Here is a 20,512-nt window from a genome sequence, read left to right as displayed (position 1 = left end):
CGTCTTTATTGTTGATTTAAAAAACCGTTCGCCTGTGGTGAACGGTTTTTTTTATGCAATTTTCGAATTCTTTTTATGCGACATTTTCAGAATTACTAACACATGCGGAAAGGTAATTGCAGCTAGAAAAGAGAAAAACAACCCGTTGAATATTTCAGTATCCCTAAACAGGAAATAAAGAAGTCCGATGCCCAGTAATGAGGCGAACCAATAGACAAAGCCATTCCTACAATATGCTATAAAATGGGTAAAAGTTAAAGAACCATGCAGATATTTTATTTGGTCTAAAATAGAAGGAATGCTATGCCAAATGATAAAGTAAATGGCAAAACCCCAAATTAAATCTGAAGTTTTAAATAGTATTGCAAAAAGCAAAAGAAAAAACAATTCTCTTTCTAATTTTTTTCGAAAGGATTCAAATTTCCAATAAAAATAAACACTTAAACTTATAAATATCAATCCGCTAATTATGAGGGTTTCATTTATATAGTAGGACGGAAGTTTAAATCTAATAATTTCTGTTACTATGATTTGGACTTCATTGATATGAAAGAAAAACAGTAAGAACAAGAGAACAATTCCGTATGTAAACGGGTAGAGAATAAGCAGCCATTTTGGGACATCAAAATCTAAATACAACCCTTGCTGATCGCCAAAATGGAACGCACTTACCAAAATGAATAATAGCAAGGCTAACACAGGTAATAAATAGAAAAGTAGTAACCCACTTAAAACTACCAGAACATAATATATTAGAATTTTTGTAAAGGAAAACGCGTTTTTTGAATCGTTTGTATTCTTAATTAAAAGCAAATCATTAGCCCCATGTAAAATTCCGAACGTGAAAATGAGTAAAAAACTAATGAATATTTGAATTTCTTTAGGGAAAAAGGAGTTGAGCCACAAACAAAAAAAGCTTGCTACGATTGCGAAATTTGTATATTTAAGCATGTTTGAATTAAGTTTGTTTAAAATTAAGTAAAAATATTTTAACAAAACGCATTTTGTTTGTTTAACTTTTATTATATTTACTTCAACAAATAACCTTAACCTTTAAATTTAAATTATGACAAATTTTATGTTTATTACTATGATGGTTGGAAAATTATCTCCCACTGATTATGTAGGATTTACTTTTTTCGTTGGCTGTATGGCTATGATGGCCGCATCAGCATTTTTCTTTTTATCACTGAACCAATTTGACAAAAAGTGGCGTACTTCAGTGTTAGTTTCTGGTTTAATTACTTTTATTGCCGCAGTACATTATTTTTACATGAGAGATTATTGGGCTTCGTTTGGAGAATCACCTACTTTCTTTCGTTATGTTGACTGGGTTTTAACGGTGCCATTAATGTGTGTTGAGTTCTACCTGATATTAAAAATAGCAGGAGCTAAACAATCATTGTTATGGAAAATGATTATCTATTCATTAATAATGTTAGTTACGGGTTACTTTGGTGAAGCCGTAAATCCAGAAAACGCTCAAATTTGGGGATTAGTATCTGGAATAGCTTATTTCGCTATTGTTTACGAAATATGGTTAGGGCAAGCTTCTAAATTAGCTGCCGCTGCAGGAGGAAATGTTCTTGCCTCACACAAAATATTATGTTGGTTTGTACTTGTAGGTTGGGCAATTTACCCATTAGGATACATGTTAGGAACTGATGGATGGTACACGGGAATCCTTGGAAAAGGAAGCGTAGATGTCGCTTACAATATTGCTGATGCCATTAATAAAATTGGTTTTGGATTAGTAGTCTATAATTTAGCAGTAAAATCACAAGCTAACTAATTTTCTTTTATTTAATTTGTTTATTAAAACCGAGCTTTTTTAAAGTTCGGTTTTTTTGTGCAATGGATTTTTTTATTTAGTTAAAAAACAAAACGGATTATTTTGCATCAAATATTATTGTAATTTTCAATCCTAGTTGAAATCTTAATTCATTATGAAAAAAATAATCCTACTTCTTACACTATCATTTTTTTGTACTACTATTTTTAGCCAGTCAAATAAGTCATCCAAAAAATCATCCTCTTCACTAGTTCTTGCAAAATCAGAAAATGTTTCGGCAGAGATGAATAAGAATAAATTTTATTTGTCTTTCACCAATAAAGAAGCAAAAAAAGATACAATTTTATTGAAAACTTTTGACTCAAATAAGGTGCCATTAGAATGTAAGATTGAGGCGTTTATAACCAAAGGAACTACCTTGCATAAAATAACTTGGTTGGAAAAAAAGAGTGCAATAACCAAATTAAAAACTGAAGATGCGGTAACAACTGTTTCTGTAATTTGTGATATTGCTTCAAAAACAAAAGTCCTGACGAATGAACAAACCATAACAAAAATAAAGGAAATTCATTTTTTGGATGTTAACCAAACTGTTTCTGAAACCATTGATAAAATTAGGAACGAAGGTTTTGAATGTATTGTAAACAAACAAGGAGATGTGGTATTGAAAAATAAAGGAAAGGAAAATAAAATGATTTACAATCCTTCAGATAAAAAGTTTGTATTCGCCTCAGCCGGACAATCTAAGAAAAAATAATAAAATCAAGTTTTAATATTTAACTCGACCCGTTTTAAAAATGTGTCGGGTTTTGTTTTTAATACGAGATACGTCATTAATCTGCTATTAGTAATTATTATTTCTGCATATCTTTGTTTTTTTTAAAATAAGTCAATATGAAAACTTGATTTTTAGAATGTCCAATTCCTAAAGTTGAGATTTATTGATAAAAGTATTTCGTAATATTACTATACAAATAATTTTGAATGAGAAAAATTAAGTACAAGAAAGGCAGAAAATTGCAGCCTTTTAATTTGGAATATACCGGAATTCACAAGCAGCATGAGTCAGAAATGCAGTTGTTTGTTTTTGACAATTTTGATTTGACAGAATATGAGGATTTTAAAGTTTCGGATCTGGATAAATATATCAATACTCAAAAAATGAATTGGCTGAATATTCATGGTTTAAATAATATTGAGCTAATAAAAGCGATTGGTGGTTATTTTGAAATAGATGATTTGATGCTTGCCGATATTTTAAATACGACTAGAAGAACAAAACTGGAAGAACTGTCCGACATCTTATTTTTTAATATAAAATCACTTCTGCCGGCTGGAGATTCCGATAATATCAGTGTGGAACAAATCAGTTTTTTGATAAAGGATGGTATTTTAATTTCTTTTCAAGAAAAGCGCAGTGATTTTTTCATGCATATCAGAGAACGAATTCGCACGCATTCAGGAATTGTTAGAACAAAAAAAGTCGATTATCTGTTGTACATCCTTTTGGATGCTATCATGGAAAATTTTTATATTACTATTGAAAATGAAGAAGACAAAGTAGAAGACCTAATTAACCTTTCGAAACGAAGTGCTGACCCAATTATTTTAGAGCGAATTGAAAAACACAGAGATAATTTTAATTTTGTCAAAAGATCCATTATTCCTTTGAGAGATTCTTTGTACGATATAAAAAGTATAAAAGATGACAATGTCTTTAATGCTATGGAAATGGATAATTTTAGTTTTTTTGCTCGATTGCATCAAAAAAGTTTAGAGCTTTTAGAACAAATTGATTCGGATATGGGATCATTAGAAAGTGCTTCTAATTTCTTTTTTTCGGCGCAAACGCATAAGATGAACGAGATTATGAAAACGCTGACTATTGTCTCCGCCATATTTATTCCGCTGACATTTATTGTGGGAGTTTATGGAATGAATTTTGAGTTTATGCCGGAGCTGCATTATCGAAATGGATATTATACCATTATTGGAATTATGATTTTAATAGGAATAGCAATGATCTTTTATTTTAAGAAGAGAAAGTGGTTTTGAGAGACGTAATCAGTAAAACTATGTAGTCTATAGAAACAGAATGCCTTTAAAAGAATATAAAATCTATGTCTTTATAACGGATTGGATTGAAATATAAAGAATTATCAACGCAGAAGAATTAGAATAAAAATAAAAAATATCAGAATGAACAAAGCCATATATATTGCAACCTCTGAACCTAATAGTGGGAAGTCGATTATTACTTTAGGTTTAATGAGTATGCTTATTGGTAAAACAGCTAAAGTGGGCTATTTCCGACCAATAATAGAAGATTTTGAGGATGGTAAAATCGACAATCATATTGAAACCGTAATCTCTCATTTTGGTTTGGATATTGCATTTGAAGATGCATTTGCAATTACTAAAAGCAAGCTGATCAAAAAGAAAAACAAAGGTAAAATAGGAGAAGTCCTGGATGTGATCATTGATAAATACAAACGACTGGAAGAACAATTTGATTTTGTTTTGGTTGAGGGAACTAGCTTTAGCGGTGAAGGAACGGTTATCGAACTCGATATGAATGTTCTTATAGCCAAAAATCTGGGTATTCCAACTATAATTGTTGGCTCAGGAGTTGGTAAAACATTAGAGGAATTAATCGACAGCCTTTATTTGGCGTATGATTCTTTTAAAGTAAAGGACGTCGAAGTACTGGCTGTTATTGCCAATAAAGTACAACCCGAAAATATCAAATTAGTTACAGATGGATTAAAAGCAAGTTTACCAAAAGATATTCTAGTGAACGCCATTCCGATAATATCCAGTTTAAACAATCCTACTATTAAAGAAATTGTAGATGAACTCGATGCAAAAGTGTTATTTGGTGGCGAATTCTTAAATAATGAAATTGGGAATTTTAGTGTTGGAGCAATGCAGTTACACAACTACTTGTTACACTTGAAAGAAAATGCTTTGGTGATTACTCCTGGTGACAGGGCTGATATTATATTGGGTGCATTACAAGCCAATGAATCTGCAAATTATCCGACGATTTCAGGTATAGTATTGACAGGTAATATATTGCCTGATGACAGTATTCTCAAATTAATTGAAGGATTGACCAGTATTGTTCCTATTATTTCTGTTGAAGGAGGAACATATAGTATTACCAATAAAATAGGGAATATAAAATCTCAGATTTATGCTGACAATAAGCAGAAAATTGAAACTTCAATAAATACTTTCGAAAAGTATGTGGACTTGGATAATTTAGCAAAAAAATTAAGCTCTTTTGAAGCGGAAGGGATGACTCCAAAAATGTTTCAATACAATCTAGTAAAAAGAGCAAAAAAGCACAGAAAGCATATCGTTTTGCCCGAAGGGAATGATGAAAGAATTATTATTGCTGCTGCACGTTTGTTAGCAATGGATGTTGTTGATATTTCGATTCTGGGAAATAAAAAACAAATAGAAAATAAGGTTGCAGAGTTGGGTATTGCTTTTGACTTTTCGAAAGTAAAAATCATCAATCCGATTCAATCTGAGAATTATGAAGATTACGTAAATACCTATTATGAGTTGCGTAAGAATAAGAAAGTAACATTGGCTATGGCCAAAGATTTAATGGAAGATGGTTCTTATTTTGGAACAATGATGGTGTATAAAGGCCACGCTGACGGAATGGTTTCAGGGGCGGCGCATACTACGCAGCATACGATTTTACCAGCATTGCAATTCATTAAAACAAAACCAAATTCATCCGTAGTCTCTTCTATATTTTTCATGTGTTTAGAAGACCGGGTTTCTGTTTTTGGGGATTGCGCTATTAATCCTAATCCTACCGCAGAACAGTTGGCGGAAATAGCCATTTCATCTGCTGATTCGAGTTTGGCATTTGGTATAGAACCAAAAATAGCTATGCTTTCGTATTCTTCTGGATCTTCTGGAAAAGGAGACGAAGTAGATAAAGTAAGAACGGCAACTGAAATAGTGCGAAAAAAACGTCCCGATTTAAAAATCGAAGGACCTATTCAATATGACGCTGCCGTAGATATGGAAGTGGGAAAAAGTAAAATGCCAAATTCGGAAGTAGCAGGACAAGCAAGCGTTTTAATTTTCCCGGATTTAAACACAGGAAATAACACGTATAAAGCGGTGCAAAGAGAAACTGGAGCATTGGCAATTGGTCCTATGTTACAAGGGTTAAACAAACCTGTTAACGATTTAAGTCGTGGTTGTACGGTTGATGATATTATAAACACAGTCGTGATTACGGCCATTCAAGCACAGGGATTGTAAAAAAGTTCAAAGTTTAAGGTTTAAAGTTTAAAATAGTTAACATAATAAATATCTACCCCGTCTGCCTTTAAGTGGGAAAGTCCCGAAACTTCGGGAGGGGAGAGGAAAACATAAAAAATGAAAATAGTAATTATAAATTCGGGGAGTTCTTCTATAAAATACCAACTGATTGATATGCCAGCAAATCACGTAATTTGTTCTGGTATGATTGACAGAATAGGATTGGAAACTTCTAATCTAACTTATTTAACAGATAATGTAAAATTAGAAGAGATTTTACCTATTCCTAGTCATAAAATTGGTTTAGAAAAAATCGCCCAATTGTTAATGGATGAAACCGTGGGCGTAATTAAAAGCACATCGGAGATTGAGGCTGTTGGTCATCGAGTGGTACATGGCGGAAGCACTTTTTCGAATACCGTTATCATTAATGAGGAAGTGAAAGATAAAATCAAAAAACTTTTTGACCTCGCACCATTGCATAATCCTGCTAACTTAGAAGGTATAAATGTAGCCGAAGAAATCTTTGAAAATGCGCAACAAGTAGCAGTTTTTGACACTGCATTTCATCAAACAATTCCCGTAGTGGCGCATAAATATGCGATACCAAATCAACTTTTGACAGAAAATAAAATTCGGGTATACGGTTTTCACGGAACAAGTCATAAGTACGTTTCAGGAATTGCGATTCATTATTTAAGGGATAACTCAATTAATTCGGCGTCAAAAATTATAACAATACATCTTGGAAACGGATGTAGCATGACCGCTATAAAAGACGGAAAAAGCATCGATCATACTTTAGGTTTTGGTCCTATGAACGGTTTGATTATGGGAACAAGAAGCGGTGATGTCGATCAATCGGTGATATTTTATATGGTAAATTCTTTGGGCTATTCGCTGGATGATGTCAATACAATGTTGCAAAAACAAAGCGGAATGCTAGGGATGACCGGTTACAGTGATTTGAGAGATATAGAAGCTAATGCAGAGAATGGAGACGTGGATTGCCAATTAGCATTAGATATGAATGCCTATCGAATAAAAAAATATATTGGTTCTTACACGGCTGTTTTGAATGGCTTGGATGCAATTATTTTTACAGCGGGAATTGGAGAGAATTCATCTTATATCAGAAAACTAGTTTGTACTGATATGGATTATTTCGGAATTGAATTAGACGATGCAAAAAATGAAATTCGTTCGAAAGAAATAAGGGAAATCAATACTCTAGATTCGAAAACAAAAATATTGGTGATACCTACCAATGAAGAAATTGAAATTGCCAATCAGGTTTATGAGTTACTTGTAAACTAAGAATAGATTAACACAGAAAAAAGCTTCTCAATCGGGAAGCTTTTTTATGGTTCAAATTCAATAAATGTGATTATATTTGAAGACAAATCATACAATTTTGAAAGAAAGAATAATAAAAATAATACTTCTCTATTTTATATCCTCGCAGTTGTATTCGCAGGAGTTATTGCCATTTGTTGAGAATTACAATAAATCAAATTATCAGGGAGATAACCAAATTTGGAATGTAGCGCAAGGAAACGATAACGCTATGTATTTTGCCAATAACCATTATTTATTGCGTTACGATGGCGTAAAATGGGAAAAAAACATGTTGCCTAATAAAACCATTATACGTTCTATAATGGTCGACGGAGATAAAATTTATTCGGGATCCTATAAGGAATTTGGGTATTGGTTTAGAAAAGAGGGCAAGATGTATTACGTTTCCATTTCTGATAAAACGAAAGTTTTTGATGATAGTGATAATGAAGAGATTTGGAAGATATTTAAATTCAAAGGCAAAATTTACTTTCAGTCTTTTAACGGGATTTATCTTTATGATGGGAAAGTACTTAGGAAAATTAAGTTCCCTTTTCTGGTTTCCTATTGCTTTGTGGTAGAGAATCAATTGCTTGTTGCCGCGGTAGAAAAAGGAATTTATAAGATGAATGATTCTAAGTTTGAAAAAATACAAGGATGGACCATCTTAGAGAATAACGTAATTCACCATATTGAAAAATACCACAACAAAACGTACATTTTCACTAAAAAAAACGGAGTTTATATTGAAGAGAACGGAATTCTTCGGGTTTGGGATAACCCCCTAAATGCAGTTTTAAAAGCGGCAAATATTAACGTAGCCAAGTTTATTAAGGACAATAAATTAATCATAGGAACTGCTAATAAAGGCGTTTATGTTTTTGATTTCGCTACTAATTCATCTACAAGTATCAATCGAAATAACGTATTGATGAATAACTCTATTTTAAGTATTGGCCTGGATTCCGAGAATGATTTATGGCTGGGCTTGGACAACGGAATTGCGCATGTTGAGGTTAATTCACCAATCTCTATTTTTTATGATAATTCAGGTATTTTAGGTTCAGTTTATTCGGTGGCAAGTACGCCAAAGGGATATTTGATGGCTTCCAATCATGGCGTTTTTAAGTATGAAGATAAGCAACTCTCTTTAATTCCAAATACCCAAGGGCAAGCTTGGAATATCAGCAAAATAGATAATAAATATGTTATTGGTCACAATGAAGGGACTTTCATTTATGAAAATGGTATTTTTTCTAAGTTAAATGATATAAATGGAGGTTGGAATTTAGTAAAAAGTAACATCAATAATACCTATCTGCAGGCTACATATAGTGGTGTTATCATTTACAATAATGCCAATGATTTAGGTCAAAACAAGCTAGTAAATGGACTTTTAAAACCTATTAAATATGTTGCTCAAAACAGAAAAAATGAAATTTGGGCGGCTGATAATTATCGAGGGTTGTATCGCATAAAATATAGTGATAGCGACGAAGGTACTCAGGTAGAAAATACTACTCAGGGCAATAAAATAACGAATGACTTTGGGGTGAAAATATTTGAGTTCAGAGATGAAATTTTGTTTTTGATTAACAATTCCTGGTACACTTATAGTTCTATCACTAATCAATTAAAACTAAATGAATTGTTTAATTCGAATTTCAGAAACGTTTCTGAAATCATTGCGATTGATGAAAATCATTTTATGGTTTTAAAAGAAGGACTTTTATATCATATTGATGCCAAGGGAAATAGATTTGTTTGGAATGTTGTTCAGGAGAAATATTACAAAGGAAAAATTATTAACGACAATTTGAAAATTTTCAAAGATAAAGAAAATTATTTATTGAATTTGGATGATGGATTCATTTCCCTTCGATTAAAATTTGAGAATAAACAGAACACAACTGTAAAAATTGAAGCTTTCAATTATGATAATCTGTTGGAAGATAAATCAAAGATAGATTATAATTCAGAATTAAAAATAAATGTGATTTCGGGAATATTTGGAGCAACAAAACCGAACTTGTTTTATAAAATTGATACTGCAAATGATTTCATTGCCGTAAACGAAGGGTTAATTGTTTTGAACAATATAAGTAATGGTTCACATATCATTACAATTTATAATCATGATGGTTTAAGTTATAGTAAAATTTCCAATTTTGAATTCACAGTTGCAAAACCTTGGTATTTTTCTTTTTGGATGATTCTGTTGTATTTCACAATAATTGGTGCTGTTTTATTTCTTTATTATAAATGGAATAAAATGCAATACACTCAAAAGATTGAATTGAGAGAAGAAGAACTAAAACATCAAAAGAAAATTCTGGAGATGGAATTAAAAGCCGAAAATGAATTGAATGTTCAGGAGTATGAAAAGCACATCCTTGAATTGGAATTGCAATCTAAATCTTCAGAAGTTGCCGGTAAATCACTTTCTATTGCAAAGCAAAGTGAAATGATAGAAAATATTCAAGGAATTTTGGATACAGAAACCGACTTTAATAAATTGAAAAGTGAAATAAAAAAGGCCATAAAAATTAACGCTGTAAATAAGCATGAATGGGAAACCTTTGAATCCAACCTGAATCAAATTCACAATGAATTTATAATTAATCTTTCGAAAAAATATCCAGTCCTAACTTCAAAGGATATAAAGCTTTGTATTTATTTAAAAATGAATTTATCTTCTAAAGAAATTGCTCCAATGATGAATATTTCTTTTAGAGGAGTGGAGCTACATCGTTATCGATTAAGAAAGAAATTGAATCTTACTCAGGATGAAAATCTTTCTAAATTTTTATTAAGTTTATAATAAAGTTTATATTTTTATAGATAATATATTATTTAAGTAATTTTTTTGCGAAATTACAATACATCATTACTACATCACATCGATGTAGCCTATACCTCATTATCTTCCTTAGCTACTATAAAACATTGATTTTTTCATGTATTTCAACATTTTGATGTATTCATGTAGTAATTCCATTTAGCTTACTATAACGTTGTATTTATCTAATTTGGCTCTACTAACTTAACAAATGATTAATATATGAGAAATTTTATTTTTAGCTTTTTAGCGCTCATCCTGCTTCCAGCCTATATGTCTGGTCAAGTAATCAAGGGAAAAGTATTAGATAAAAACGGAATTGGAATTCCTGGAGCAATGATATTTGCCACTGATTCTAAAACATCGGCTGATACTGATTTTGATGGAAATTTTAATATCAATGCCAAAGTAGGTGAGATGTTAAAAATTAGTATGTTAGGTTTTGATGCATTATCAATGCCTGCAACTTCTAGTCCTATGTCTATACAGATGAAGGAATCTAAGGATACTGAATTGAAAGAGGTAGTTGTAATTGGGTATGGAACCAGAAAAAAATCTGATAACACAGGATCAATTTCGCAACTTTCAGCAAGCGATATAACTAAATCTAAAGTTTTGAATGCCACACAGGCGATTCAAGGTAAAGCGGCAGGTGTTCAAGTTATAGGAACTGATACACCAGGTAGTTCTCCTTCACTTATTATTAGAGGGATTGGTACTTTTGGTGCTGATAGAACACCTTTATATGTTGTAGATGGGATTCCTACAAAAAATATCACTAACATAAATTCTAATGATATCGCATCATTTGATGTATTAAAAGATGCTTCTTCATTAGCAATTTACGGTAATCAAGCGGCGAATGGAGTTGTAATTATTACAACTAAAAAAGGAAAAGGTGATAAAACTACTGTGGAATATGATGGCTTTTATGGAGTAAGAACTCCGCTAAAAACTGTAAAAATGGCGGGTTCTAATCATTTTGCTTACTATTCTGATGTGGCAGAGCAAAACACCAGATTTTCTACAAATCAAAAATATAACACCAATTGGTTTGATGAAATTTCAAGATTAGGAACGTATTCCTCAAATAATTTATCATTATCTGGAGCTTCAGAAAAAATCAATTATTTATTCAGTTTGAATTATTATGATGAAAAAGGAATTTTAAACGGTTTGGATTACAACCGTTTTACTTTTAGAAATAATAATGATTACAAGCTTACCGATAAATTAAAAATAACTCAAACTTTGAGTGCATCTATCTCTAAATCTTCACCAAAACCTTTATCAGCATTCACATCAGCTTACAAACAATCACCATTAGTTCCGGTAAAATACCCGAATGGAAGATGGGGAATGCCAATAATTGGTGCTGATGGACAAGCATCTACAAGTGGAGCTTTATTCAATAATGTGGGAAATCCAGTGGCTCAATTAGAGTATTTTACTGAAGAGCAAAAAAATCTATTGTTGCAAGGAAGCCTCGGACTGGAATACAAAATTTTTGATGAATTGAAATTTACTTCAAGAGTAGGTTTGGAATATAACACTTGGAAGAAATTTGCTTACACACCTTCACGTAATCTTTGGTTAGCGGCTGATCCTACAAGAAATGTGGCTAATTATTCTGCTTCAGATCCAATTAATGAATTAGTTACTGCAAGAAGTGATTATTTCAATTGGAATTTCGATAATTTCTTGACTTACAATAAGAAATTTGCTGATATTCATGATGTTGAATTAACAGTCGGTATGTCGGTTCAAGAGTTTGGAAGTAAAGAAGAGTTAGACGTAAAAGGTAGAAATGTTCCTGAGAATTCTAATTACTGGAGTTTAAATCAATCTAGTGCTCTTTCTAATAATGTTGTTACTAATCATAGAATTGGAAATCGTAAAAATTTAATTGGGTATTTCGCTCGATTCCAATACACACTTATGGAAAAATATCTTTTTACAGGTACGATTCGTAGAGATGGTTCTTCACAATTTTCATCTGATAACAAATGGGGTAATTTTCCATCATTTGGTTTAGGGTGGGTAATATCTAAAGAAGATTTCTTGAAAGACAGTAAAGCAATCAATTTCTTAAAACTTCGTGGAGGTTGGGGTAGATTAGGAAATCAAAATGTACCTATTAATCAACAAACGTTTAGTTCAGGTTCAGGATATGCCTATGATTTTGGTGGTTCACTATATTCTGGGACAACTATTGGTTCTTTTATTGACCCTACTTTGGGTTGGGAAATTACAGAAGAAGCATCAGCTGGTTTAGACTTTAAAACGATAGACAATAAATTATCAGGATCATTGGATTGGTACAATAAAAAGACAACGAATGTTATTCTTAATGTTACACCACCTTTGACTGTGGGTACAGGAGCAACTCCAGCGCATGCAGGAGAAATTACAAACAAAGGATATGAAGTTGCCTTGCGCTGGGATGATAATATCAATGATAACCTTAAATATTGGGTTGGAGGTAATTATTCGAATAATAAAAACTTAGTGTCTAATGTGTACAATCCATTAGCAATTAAGCAAACTGGTGGAGGAATAGGTAATGGACAATATACTAAGCAATTGGCAGAAGGACAGCCTATTGGTAGTTTTTACTTGTTTGAAGTAGCGGGTTATGATGCAAATGGTAATTTTACTTACTATGACAAAGATGGCATTGTTACATCTACACCGGCAGAAACAGATCGAAAATTCTTTGGTTCTTCTTTACCAACCTATTATTACGGGGCAAATTTTGGTTTAGAATATAAAAATATTGACTTTTCTGTAGATACATACGGAGTAGGAGGAAACAAAGTGTACAATGGAAAAAAAGCACAACGTTTTGGAAACGAAAACATTGAAGCTGGTATAGCTACCGATTTTTGGACTTCTACAAATATTAATGCAGCAAATCCGGCACCGTTTAATTCTGTTCCAATTTCATCAAACTATTACTTAGAATCAGGAGCTTTCTTTAGAGTGAATAACATCACTTTAGGCTATACTATACCTAAATTGTCAAACTCTGTTAGTTCTCTTAGGTTATATGCAAGTGCTATAAATCCTTTTATATCACAAAAATTTACAGGATATTCTCCAGAATTAAATAATGATGGTGACCCAATGGGAATGCAGGGAATAGAGCTTGATGCTTATCCTACATTGAGTTCATTCATTATTGGTGCTAACATAAAATTTTAATAACATGAAAAAAATATTCATACCCATAACTTTAGTAACTATTGCACTTTTTTCTAATAGTTGTTCTAATGATTTTATTGATGTTGCTCCAACAGAAAGTATAACTGAAGCAGATTTATTGACAGTTTATAATAATGACGATGGAGCTAAGAGTTTTGTAACCGCTATTTATAGTAAGTCTCTGGACTGGAATATGAGTTCATTCTCTTGGAATGGTTTGTCAAGCATGACTTCTGATGATGCTGACAAAGGATCGGATCCTGGAGATTCAGGAGCAGATAAAGATAAATGTGACGCACTTACTCTAGATGCAACTTCGCTATCTGTACAAGATGTTTTTGAGGCTAATTACCAAGGAATAAGCAGAGTTAATATTGCGCTTTTATATCTTCCAAAATTAGATAAAGCAGATGCTGCTCTAAAATCTAGATTAACTGGTGAAGCTAAATTTCTTCGCGCTTTGATGTATTTCAATTTGGTAAGATGCTATGGTGGTGTACCGATTGTAGATCATGTTCCCGTACCTTCTTCTTCAGAAGATACTGATATGACATTGACTAAAAAATCAAAACAAGAAGTATATGCTTTTATTCAAACAGATTTATTAGCTGCAATAGCTGCGCTTCCTGAAAAATCAGGATATGCTGTTTCTGATTTAGGAAGAGCGACTAAAGGTGCTGCTCATGCTTTACTGGCAAAAGTATATTTGTATCAAGGAAACTGGCAAGGTGTAAAAGACCAAACTTCCGCTATAACGGGATATAATTTAGTGCCTAATTATGCAACAATTTGGAGAGAAGCTGGTGAAGACAGCATAGAATCTATTTTTGAAATTCGTGGATATGGTGGGAATCCTTCTCAAGGTATTGAAGGCTATATGGTATCTCAAGGAGCGAGAGGAACTAGTGGCTGGGGTTGGGGTTTCAATACACCTACTTTAGGGTTGGCTAATTCTTATGAAGCTGGCGATGTCAGAAAAGATGCAACTATTGTTTTTGCAGGTGAAACCATGTGGGACGGAAGAGTAGTTTCTCCGCTTGTGGCTAACCCAAGATACAATGAAAAAGCATATGTAAGTAACACTGCAGAAACTTTCAACGGTGATTGGGAAACCACAAAAAACATCCGAGTTTTACGTTACGCAGAGGTTTTATTGATGCAGGCTGAAGCCGCTAACGAAAGTGGAACCGGTGATGTAACTGGTCCATTGAATAAAGTAAGAAACAGAGCTGGTTTAGCAAATACAACGGCAACAGGACAGGCAGGATTAAGAGCTGCCATTAGAGCCGAAAGAAGACATGAATTGGCTTTTGAGCATGACCGATGGTTTGATCTAGTTAGAACAGGTCAAGCAAAAGCCGCTATGGCTGCCGATGGTAAAACTTTTGTGGAAGGAAAACATGAATTGTTTCCTTTACCTCAAAAATTCATTATTCAGGCTGATGGGAAATCTTTACAAAATCCAGGTTATAATTAGAAATTTCTACAATTTCGCCCTTTCTTTTTGAAAGGGTTGGAGTTTGTGGACAATCTATTATACATCATAAAACAAAATCTAAAATGATAAAATTTTCAATTTTAGTTCTGCTTTTTACTTTCCTTGGATGTGACTCTTCTAGTTCCGCTTCAAGCGGTGGTACAGTAGTTACTCCTCCAGTTGTTGTTCCTCCGGTAGTAAAATTATCTGATGAAGAACTAATAGATTTGGTGCAAAAGCAAACCTTCGCTTATTTTTGGAATTATGCTCAAACTAATTCTGGAATGGCAAGAGAACGCTATATTCCTCAAGACCCAAGTTTTGATCAGAATATTGTCACAACAGGTGGCTCTGGTTTTGGTTTAATGGCGATAGTTTCGGCTATGTCCCGAGGGTATATAACAAAAGCACAAGGAACAGAACGATTAAATAAAATAGCTGATTTCCTAGCTACTGCTGATCGTTTTCATGGTGCTTGGTCACATTGGATTGATGGAAACACTGGGCATGTTATTCCTTTTGGAACCATAGATAATGGTGGTGACTTGGTGGAAACTTCATTTTTGACAGCTGGTATGATAACTGTTCGCGAATACCTTAAAAATGGTACAACTGACGAAAAAGCTTTAGCTCAAAAATATGATGTACTTTGGAAAGGAGTCGATTGGCAATGGTATACTAATAATCAGAATAAGTTGTTTTGGCATTGGTCACCTAATTACGCCTGGCAAATGAATTTCCCTCTTGAAGGTTATAACGAGTGTTTGATAACTTATGTTATGGCATCTGCTTCTCCTTCACATGCTATTGCACCAATTGCTTATCATGAAGGTTGGGCCAGAAGTGGCGGAATAGTATCGGCCTTAACAAAATACAATTTGCCTTTGATTTTAAAACACAATGGAGCTCAAGAATTTGGTGGACCATTATTTTGGGCACATTATTCTTATCTTGGTGTAGATCCAAATCAGTTGAGCGATCAATATGCTAACTATTGGGATTTGAATTCGAATCATGTTAAAATTGACTATCTATATTGCGTTGCAAATCCAAAGAGTTATAAAGGATATGGCCCAAATTATTGGGGCTTAACCGCATCGTATTCTAGAAATACAGATGGATCGATCGGTTATGATGCACACATGCCGAGTAATGATAAAGGGATTATTTCTCCAACAGCGGCAATAAGTTCAATTGTTTATACACCGGTAGAATCTAAAGCACTGATGCGAAATTTATATGAAAATTATAAAACAGATACATGGGGCGTGGCAGGATTTTACGACGCTCACAGTCAGCAGTATCAATGGACAGCACAACGCTATTTGGCGATAGACCAAGGACCAGAAATGGTTATGTTAGAAAATTATCGTTCGGGATTATTATGGCAATTGTTCATGAATGCTCCCGAGGTGAAACAAGGTTTAATTAGTCTTGGTTTTCATTCTGGTAAATATGCATTCTAATTAGAATTAAAAATAGAAAAATTAGTAATAATTAAAAATATTAAATATGAAAAATAGTATAAAAATATTCTGTTTAAGTGCTGTATTTTCCATGCAGTTTTTAGCAAGTTGTACTGATAATGTAGATAGCAATGAGCCACTGGATTACCCACCAATTGGGTCTTACAATACTTCTGACGAGGTAAATGCTTCAAATTTAATTGCGAAATGGAGTTTTGAAAATAGCATAGCAGATTCTAAAGGAGGCCTTACCGGAACAGGCAAAAATGTAACTTATACAGCAGGTGCTAAAGGACAGGCGTTTCAAGGTTCTAATATTCAAGAACGTTATGCCGTTTATAATAATGCAACAGCTGTTGGTGCACTAAGTAGCTTCAGTTTTAGTTTTTGGATGAAATCTGGTCAAACCGTTCCTGACGGTGGTGCTCCAGGACAAGGAAAAGGTATTCAAGGAATTTTTTCTTTAGTAAACCCAGCAGGTTTTTGGGGAGGATTGAATTTGTTTCTTGAAAATCCTGATAACTCAAAACCGAATACTCTTCGTTTGAAAATGGGTATCGAAAACAAAAGAGTAGCTTGGGGTGGTCAAGGACCAATTTTTAACATTGAAGGAGCAGTAGATTCTTGGATTCAAGTGGTTTTGACGTATGATGACGTTACAAGTAGATATACAGTTTATAAAAATGGAGAAAAAGGAACTAACAGTATTTACGGAACTCCTTACGGTCCTTTTACGGACTTAAATGGTTCATGCATACTTTATGGTGATAATCCAGGCGGACCTGATGGAAGCAACGGAAATCCTAACAGCGCTCCTTTATACGGTGCCTTAGTTTTTGCTACACCAAATCTATCGCAATTGGTTATTGGGTCAAATCAATTCAGCACTACACCTTCACTTACAACTACACATGGAGATGAAGGTTGGGCAACAGATTATGCCGGTTTATTAGATGAATTTAGAATCTATAAATCAGCTTTGACTTCTTCTGAAGTTAATGCCTTATATAAATTAGAAAGTACAAACAGATAATATTTAATTGTTAAACAGATAGTAAAATTACCTACTATCTGTTTTTATTATATTTTTAAATGAAAAGAAAGCTTCTTTTTCTATTTTTAATTTTAAGTCAATTTTCTTTTTCTCAATCAGAGGTTAATGGGAAAATGAAAACCGAAATCGTTGAAAAACACGAATTAGGTTATGTATTACATATGCCTGCAAATACCAAAGAGAAAAAACCACTGATTATTTTTCTTCATGGTTCAGGCGAAAAAGGAACAGATATAGAAAAAGTGAAAGTTCACGGTCCTTTCAAATACTTAAAAAGCCACGCACTCGATGCTTATATTTTAGCGCCACAATGTCCGGAGAATGAATATTGGAATGAAGAAGTATTGTACCGTTTGATATTAAAAATCCAAAAAGAAAATAATATCGATCCCAGTAGAATTTATTTGACGGGTTTAAGTATGGGAGGATGGGGAGCTTGGAATCTTGCTTTTGCACATCCCGAAACTTTTGCTGCATTAGTTCCAATTGCAGGATTTGTAGACAGAGTTCCGATGATAGAAGATTGTAAAATCAAGAATATTCCCACCCGAATTTTTCATGGTCTGCTAGACGATGTTGTCAATGTCGATTATGCGATTACTATTTATAAAAAATTAAGAACCTGTAATGCCAATGTTGAACTAACCATCTTCGATGATGCGGGACACGATAGCTGGTCTAAAGTATATGACAACCAAGAAATTTATGACTGGATGTTTAAACAAACAAAAACTGATAACAAATGAAAATTAAACTAATTATACTACTCTTGGGCTTTTCGCTTTTTGGCTACAGCCAAAAAAAAGCAAAAAAGACAGTTAAAATAAAACCGAAAACCGAATTTGTGACCGAATTAATGTCGAAAATGACATTAGATGAAAAATTAGGTCAGTTAAATTTGCCTACTTCGGGAGACATCACAACAGGATCAGCCAGTAACTCTAATGTCGCTAAAAATATTGAAGATGGTAAAGTAGGTGGTTTATTCAATATCAAATCAGTTCAAAAAATTAAAGAAGTACAAAAGATTGCAGTCGAAAAAAGCCGACTTAAAATTCCGTTGCTTTTTGGAATGGATGTGATTCATGGTTATGAAACGACTTTTCCTATTCCACTTGGTTTATCTTGTACTTGGGATATGAAACTGATTGAGCGAAGCGCTCAAATTGCTGCTCAAGAAGCTAGCGCTGATGGGATAAACTGGACTTTTTCTCCTATGGTTGATATTTCTCGTGACCCACGTTGGGGAAGAGTTTCTGAAGGTTCAGGTGAAGATCCGTTTTTGGGAAGCCAAATTGCAAAAGCGATGGTACATGGATATCAAGGAGATGATTTATCAAAAAATAATACGATTTTATCGTGTGTGAAACATTTTGCTTTGTACGGCGCACCTGATGCAGGACGTGATTACAACACCGTTGATATGAGCAGGATAAAAATGTATAATGATTATTTTCCTCCGTACAAAGCCGCAGTGGATGCAGGTGTCGGATCAGTTATGGCGTCTTTCAATGAAGTCGAAGGAATTCCTGCAACCGGAAATAAATGGTTAATGACCGATGTGTTGAGAAAGCAATGGGGTTTTAAAGGTTTTGTTGTTACTGATTTTACGGGTATTAACGAAATGGTTGATCATGGAATGGGCGATTTGCAAACGGTTTCCGCTTTGGCATTAAATGCTGGAATTGAAATGGATATGGTGGGTGAAGGTTTCCTCACAACTTTAAAGAAATCATTGGATGAAAATAAAGTAAGTATGGAACAAATTGACAATGCGGTCCGACTTATTTTGAATGCAAAATATGATTTAGGATTATTTGAGGATCCTTATAAATATTGTGATGAGAAAAGAGCAAAAACGGAAGTTTTTACAACCTCAAATAGAGTTGAAGCTAGAAAAATTGCGACTCAATCTTTAGTTTTACTAAAAAACAACAACCAATTGCTTCCGTTAAAAAAGTCAGGAACTATTGCTTTGATTGGACCTTTGGCTGATGCCAAAGAAAATATGGCAGGGACATGGAGTGTAGCCAGTAAAATGGAAAACTCTGTTTCATTATTGGCAGGAATCAAAGAATTAGCAGGGAATTCTACTAAAGTGCTTTACGCCAAAGGGAGCAATCTGGACTATGATCCCTTATTTGAAGAAAAAGCGACCATGTTTGGTAAAACCTTGCATCGCGATTCTAGAACTGCAGCAGTACTATTGGCAGAAGCTTTAAAAATTGCCAATCAATCCGATGTAATTGTTGCAGCTCTTGGTGAGTCAGCAGAAATGAGCGGAGAAAGCAGTAGCAGAACTAATTTATCGATTCCACAGGCTCAGAAAGATTTATTGCAGGAATTACTTAAAACAGGAAAACCGGTTGTACTCGTTTTATTTACAGGACGTCCTTTGGTTTTGGTTCAGGAAAATGAAACTGTACCAGCTATTTTGAACACTTGGTTTGCAGGAAGCGAAGCGGGAAGTGCCATTGCTGATGTTTTGTTTGGAAATGAAAACCCTTCTGGAAAATTAACCGCTACTTTCCCAAGAAATGTAGGGCAGGTACCTATTTATTACAATCAAAAAAATACCGGAAGACCCTTAGGTAATAAAGAAGGAAAGTTCGAAAAATTCAGGTCTAATTATATAGACGAAAGAAATGAGCCATTATTTCCTTTTGGTTTTGGATTGAGTTACTCCACATTTGACTATTCAAATCTTAAAATTTCATCGGACAAAATGAACTTCAACGAAAAAGTAAACGTTATCGTTGATGTTAAAAATACCGGAAATTATGATGGTAAAGAAGTCGTTCAATTGTATATACGTGATATGGTAGGTTCAGTTACAAGACCGATAAAAGAGTTGAAGGGTTTTCAAAAAATAATGCTTAAAAAAGGAGAAAAACAAACGGTAACCTTTGAAATTTCTGTCGAAGAGTTGAAGTTTTATAATTCTGATTTGCAATTTATTGCTGAACCGGGTGTGTTCCAAGTTTTCGTAGGAACAAACTCCAGCACAGAGAATAAAGTTAGTTTTGAGTTGATTAAATAAATTTGGTTT

Annotated in this window: 13 protein-coding genes; 12 read left to right on the top strand and 1 reads right to left on the bottom strand. The window is 33.5% G+C overall.

Annotated features, from left to right (window positions below; genetic code table 11):
• Window positions 1-51: 51 nt before the first annotated feature.
• Window positions 52-951, bottom strand: a complete 900-nt coding sequence (locus tag IWX84_RS05035) for a Brp/Blh family beta-carotene 15,15'-dioxygenase (protein ID WP_196849660.1) — start codon at window positions 949-951, stop codon at window positions 52-54.
• A 115-nt stretch (window positions 952-1,066) separates the two neighbouring features.
• Between IWX84_RS05035 and IWX84_RS05030 the strand changes: the two genes are divergently transcribed.
• From IWX84_RS05030 to bglX, 12 genes are all read left to right on the top strand, one after another.
• Window positions 1,067-1,792 carry a bacteriorhodopsin-like gene (locus tag IWX84_RS05030; RefSeq protein ID WP_196849659.1) on the top strand — a complete coding sequence of 242 codons (726 nt, stop codon included), beginning with the start codon at window positions 1,067-1,069 and terminating at the stop codon, window positions 1,790-1,792.
• 154 nt (window positions 1,793-1,946) lie between these two features.
• Complete coding sequence (locus tag IWX84_RS05025; RefSeq protein WP_196849658.1) at window positions 1,947-2,549, top strand: hypothetical protein; 603 nt, start codon at window positions 1,947-1,949, stop codon at window positions 2,547-2,549.
• A 227-nt stretch (window positions 2,550-2,776) separates the two neighbouring features.
• On the top strand, window positions 2,777-3,847 hold the full coding sequence (corA, locus tag IWX84_RS05020; protein WP_196849657.1) for a magnesium/cobalt transporter CorA: 1,071 nt from the start codon (window positions 2,777-2,779) through the stop codon (window positions 3,845-3,847).
• 144 nt (window positions 3,848-3,991) lie between these two features.
• Complete coding sequence (gene pta, locus IWX84_RS05015) at window positions 3,992-6,085, top strand: phosphate acetyltransferase (protein ID WP_196849656.1); 2,094 nt, start codon at window positions 3,992-3,994, stop codon at window positions 6,083-6,085.
• A gap of 117 nt (window positions 6,086-6,202) precedes the next feature.
• Window positions 6,203-7,402: an acetate/propionate family kinase gene (locus tag IWX84_RS05010; RefSeq protein ID WP_196849655.1), complete on the top strand. Its 1,200-nt coding sequence runs from the start codon at window positions 6,203-6,205 to the stop codon at window positions 7,400-7,402.
• Window positions 7,403-7,499: 97 nt separating this feature from the next.
• Window positions 7,500-10,244: a LuxR C-terminal-related transcriptional regulator gene (locus tag IWX84_RS05005; RefSeq protein ID WP_231385417.1), complete on the top strand. Its 2,745-nt coding sequence runs from the start codon at window positions 7,500-7,502 to the stop codon at window positions 10,242-10,244.
• 240 nt (window positions 10,245-10,484) lie between these two features.
• Window positions 10,485-13,466 (top strand): SusC/RagA family TonB-linked outer membrane protein, encoded by a 2,982-nt coding sequence (locus IWX84_RS05000; protein WP_196849653.1) that lies wholly within the window; start codon window positions 10,485-10,487, stop codon window positions 13,464-13,466.
• A gap of 4 nt (window positions 13,467-13,470) precedes the next feature.
• Window positions 13,471-14,943: a RagB/SusD family nutrient uptake outer membrane protein gene (locus IWX84_RS04995; protein WP_196849652.1), complete on the top strand. Its 1,473-nt coding sequence runs from the start codon at window positions 13,471-13,473 to the stop codon at window positions 14,941-14,943.
• Between the two features lie 83 nt (window positions 14,944-15,026).
• Window positions 15,027-16,409, top strand: a complete 1,383-nt coding sequence (locus IWX84_RS04990; protein ID WP_196849651.1) for a glucoamylase family protein — start codon at window positions 15,027-15,029, stop codon at window positions 16,407-16,409.
• A 46-nt stretch (window positions 16,410-16,455) separates the two neighbouring features.
• A complete protein-coding gene (locus IWX84_RS04985) occupies window positions 16,456-17,442 on the top strand; it encodes a hypothetical protein (protein WP_196849650.1) in 987 nt (328 codons plus the stop codon).
• A 134-nt stretch (window positions 17,443-17,576) separates the two neighbouring features.
• Window positions 17,577-18,209 carry a prolyl oligopeptidase family serine peptidase gene (locus IWX84_RS04980; protein WP_231385416.1) on the top strand — a complete coding sequence of 211 codons (633 nt, stop codon included), beginning with the start codon at window positions 17,577-17,579 and terminating at the stop codon, window positions 18,207-18,209.
• Window positions 18,206-20,503: a beta-glucosidase BglX gene (bglX, locus tag IWX84_RS04975; RefSeq protein ID WP_196849648.1), complete on the top strand. Its 2,298-nt coding sequence runs from the start codon at window positions 18,206-18,208 to the stop codon at window positions 20,501-20,503. Before IWX84_RS04980 ends, bglX begins: the two co-directional genes overlap by 4 nt.
• Window positions 20,504-20,512: the final 9 nt, after the last annotated feature.

It is taken from the genome of Flavobacterium sp. CG_9.10, assembly GCF_015752245.1.
Taxonomy (GTDB): Bacteria; Bacteroidota; Bacteroidia; order Flavobacteriales; family Flavobacteriaceae; genus Flavobacterium.
This window is presented reverse-complemented; position numbering and strand designations above follow the sequence as displayed.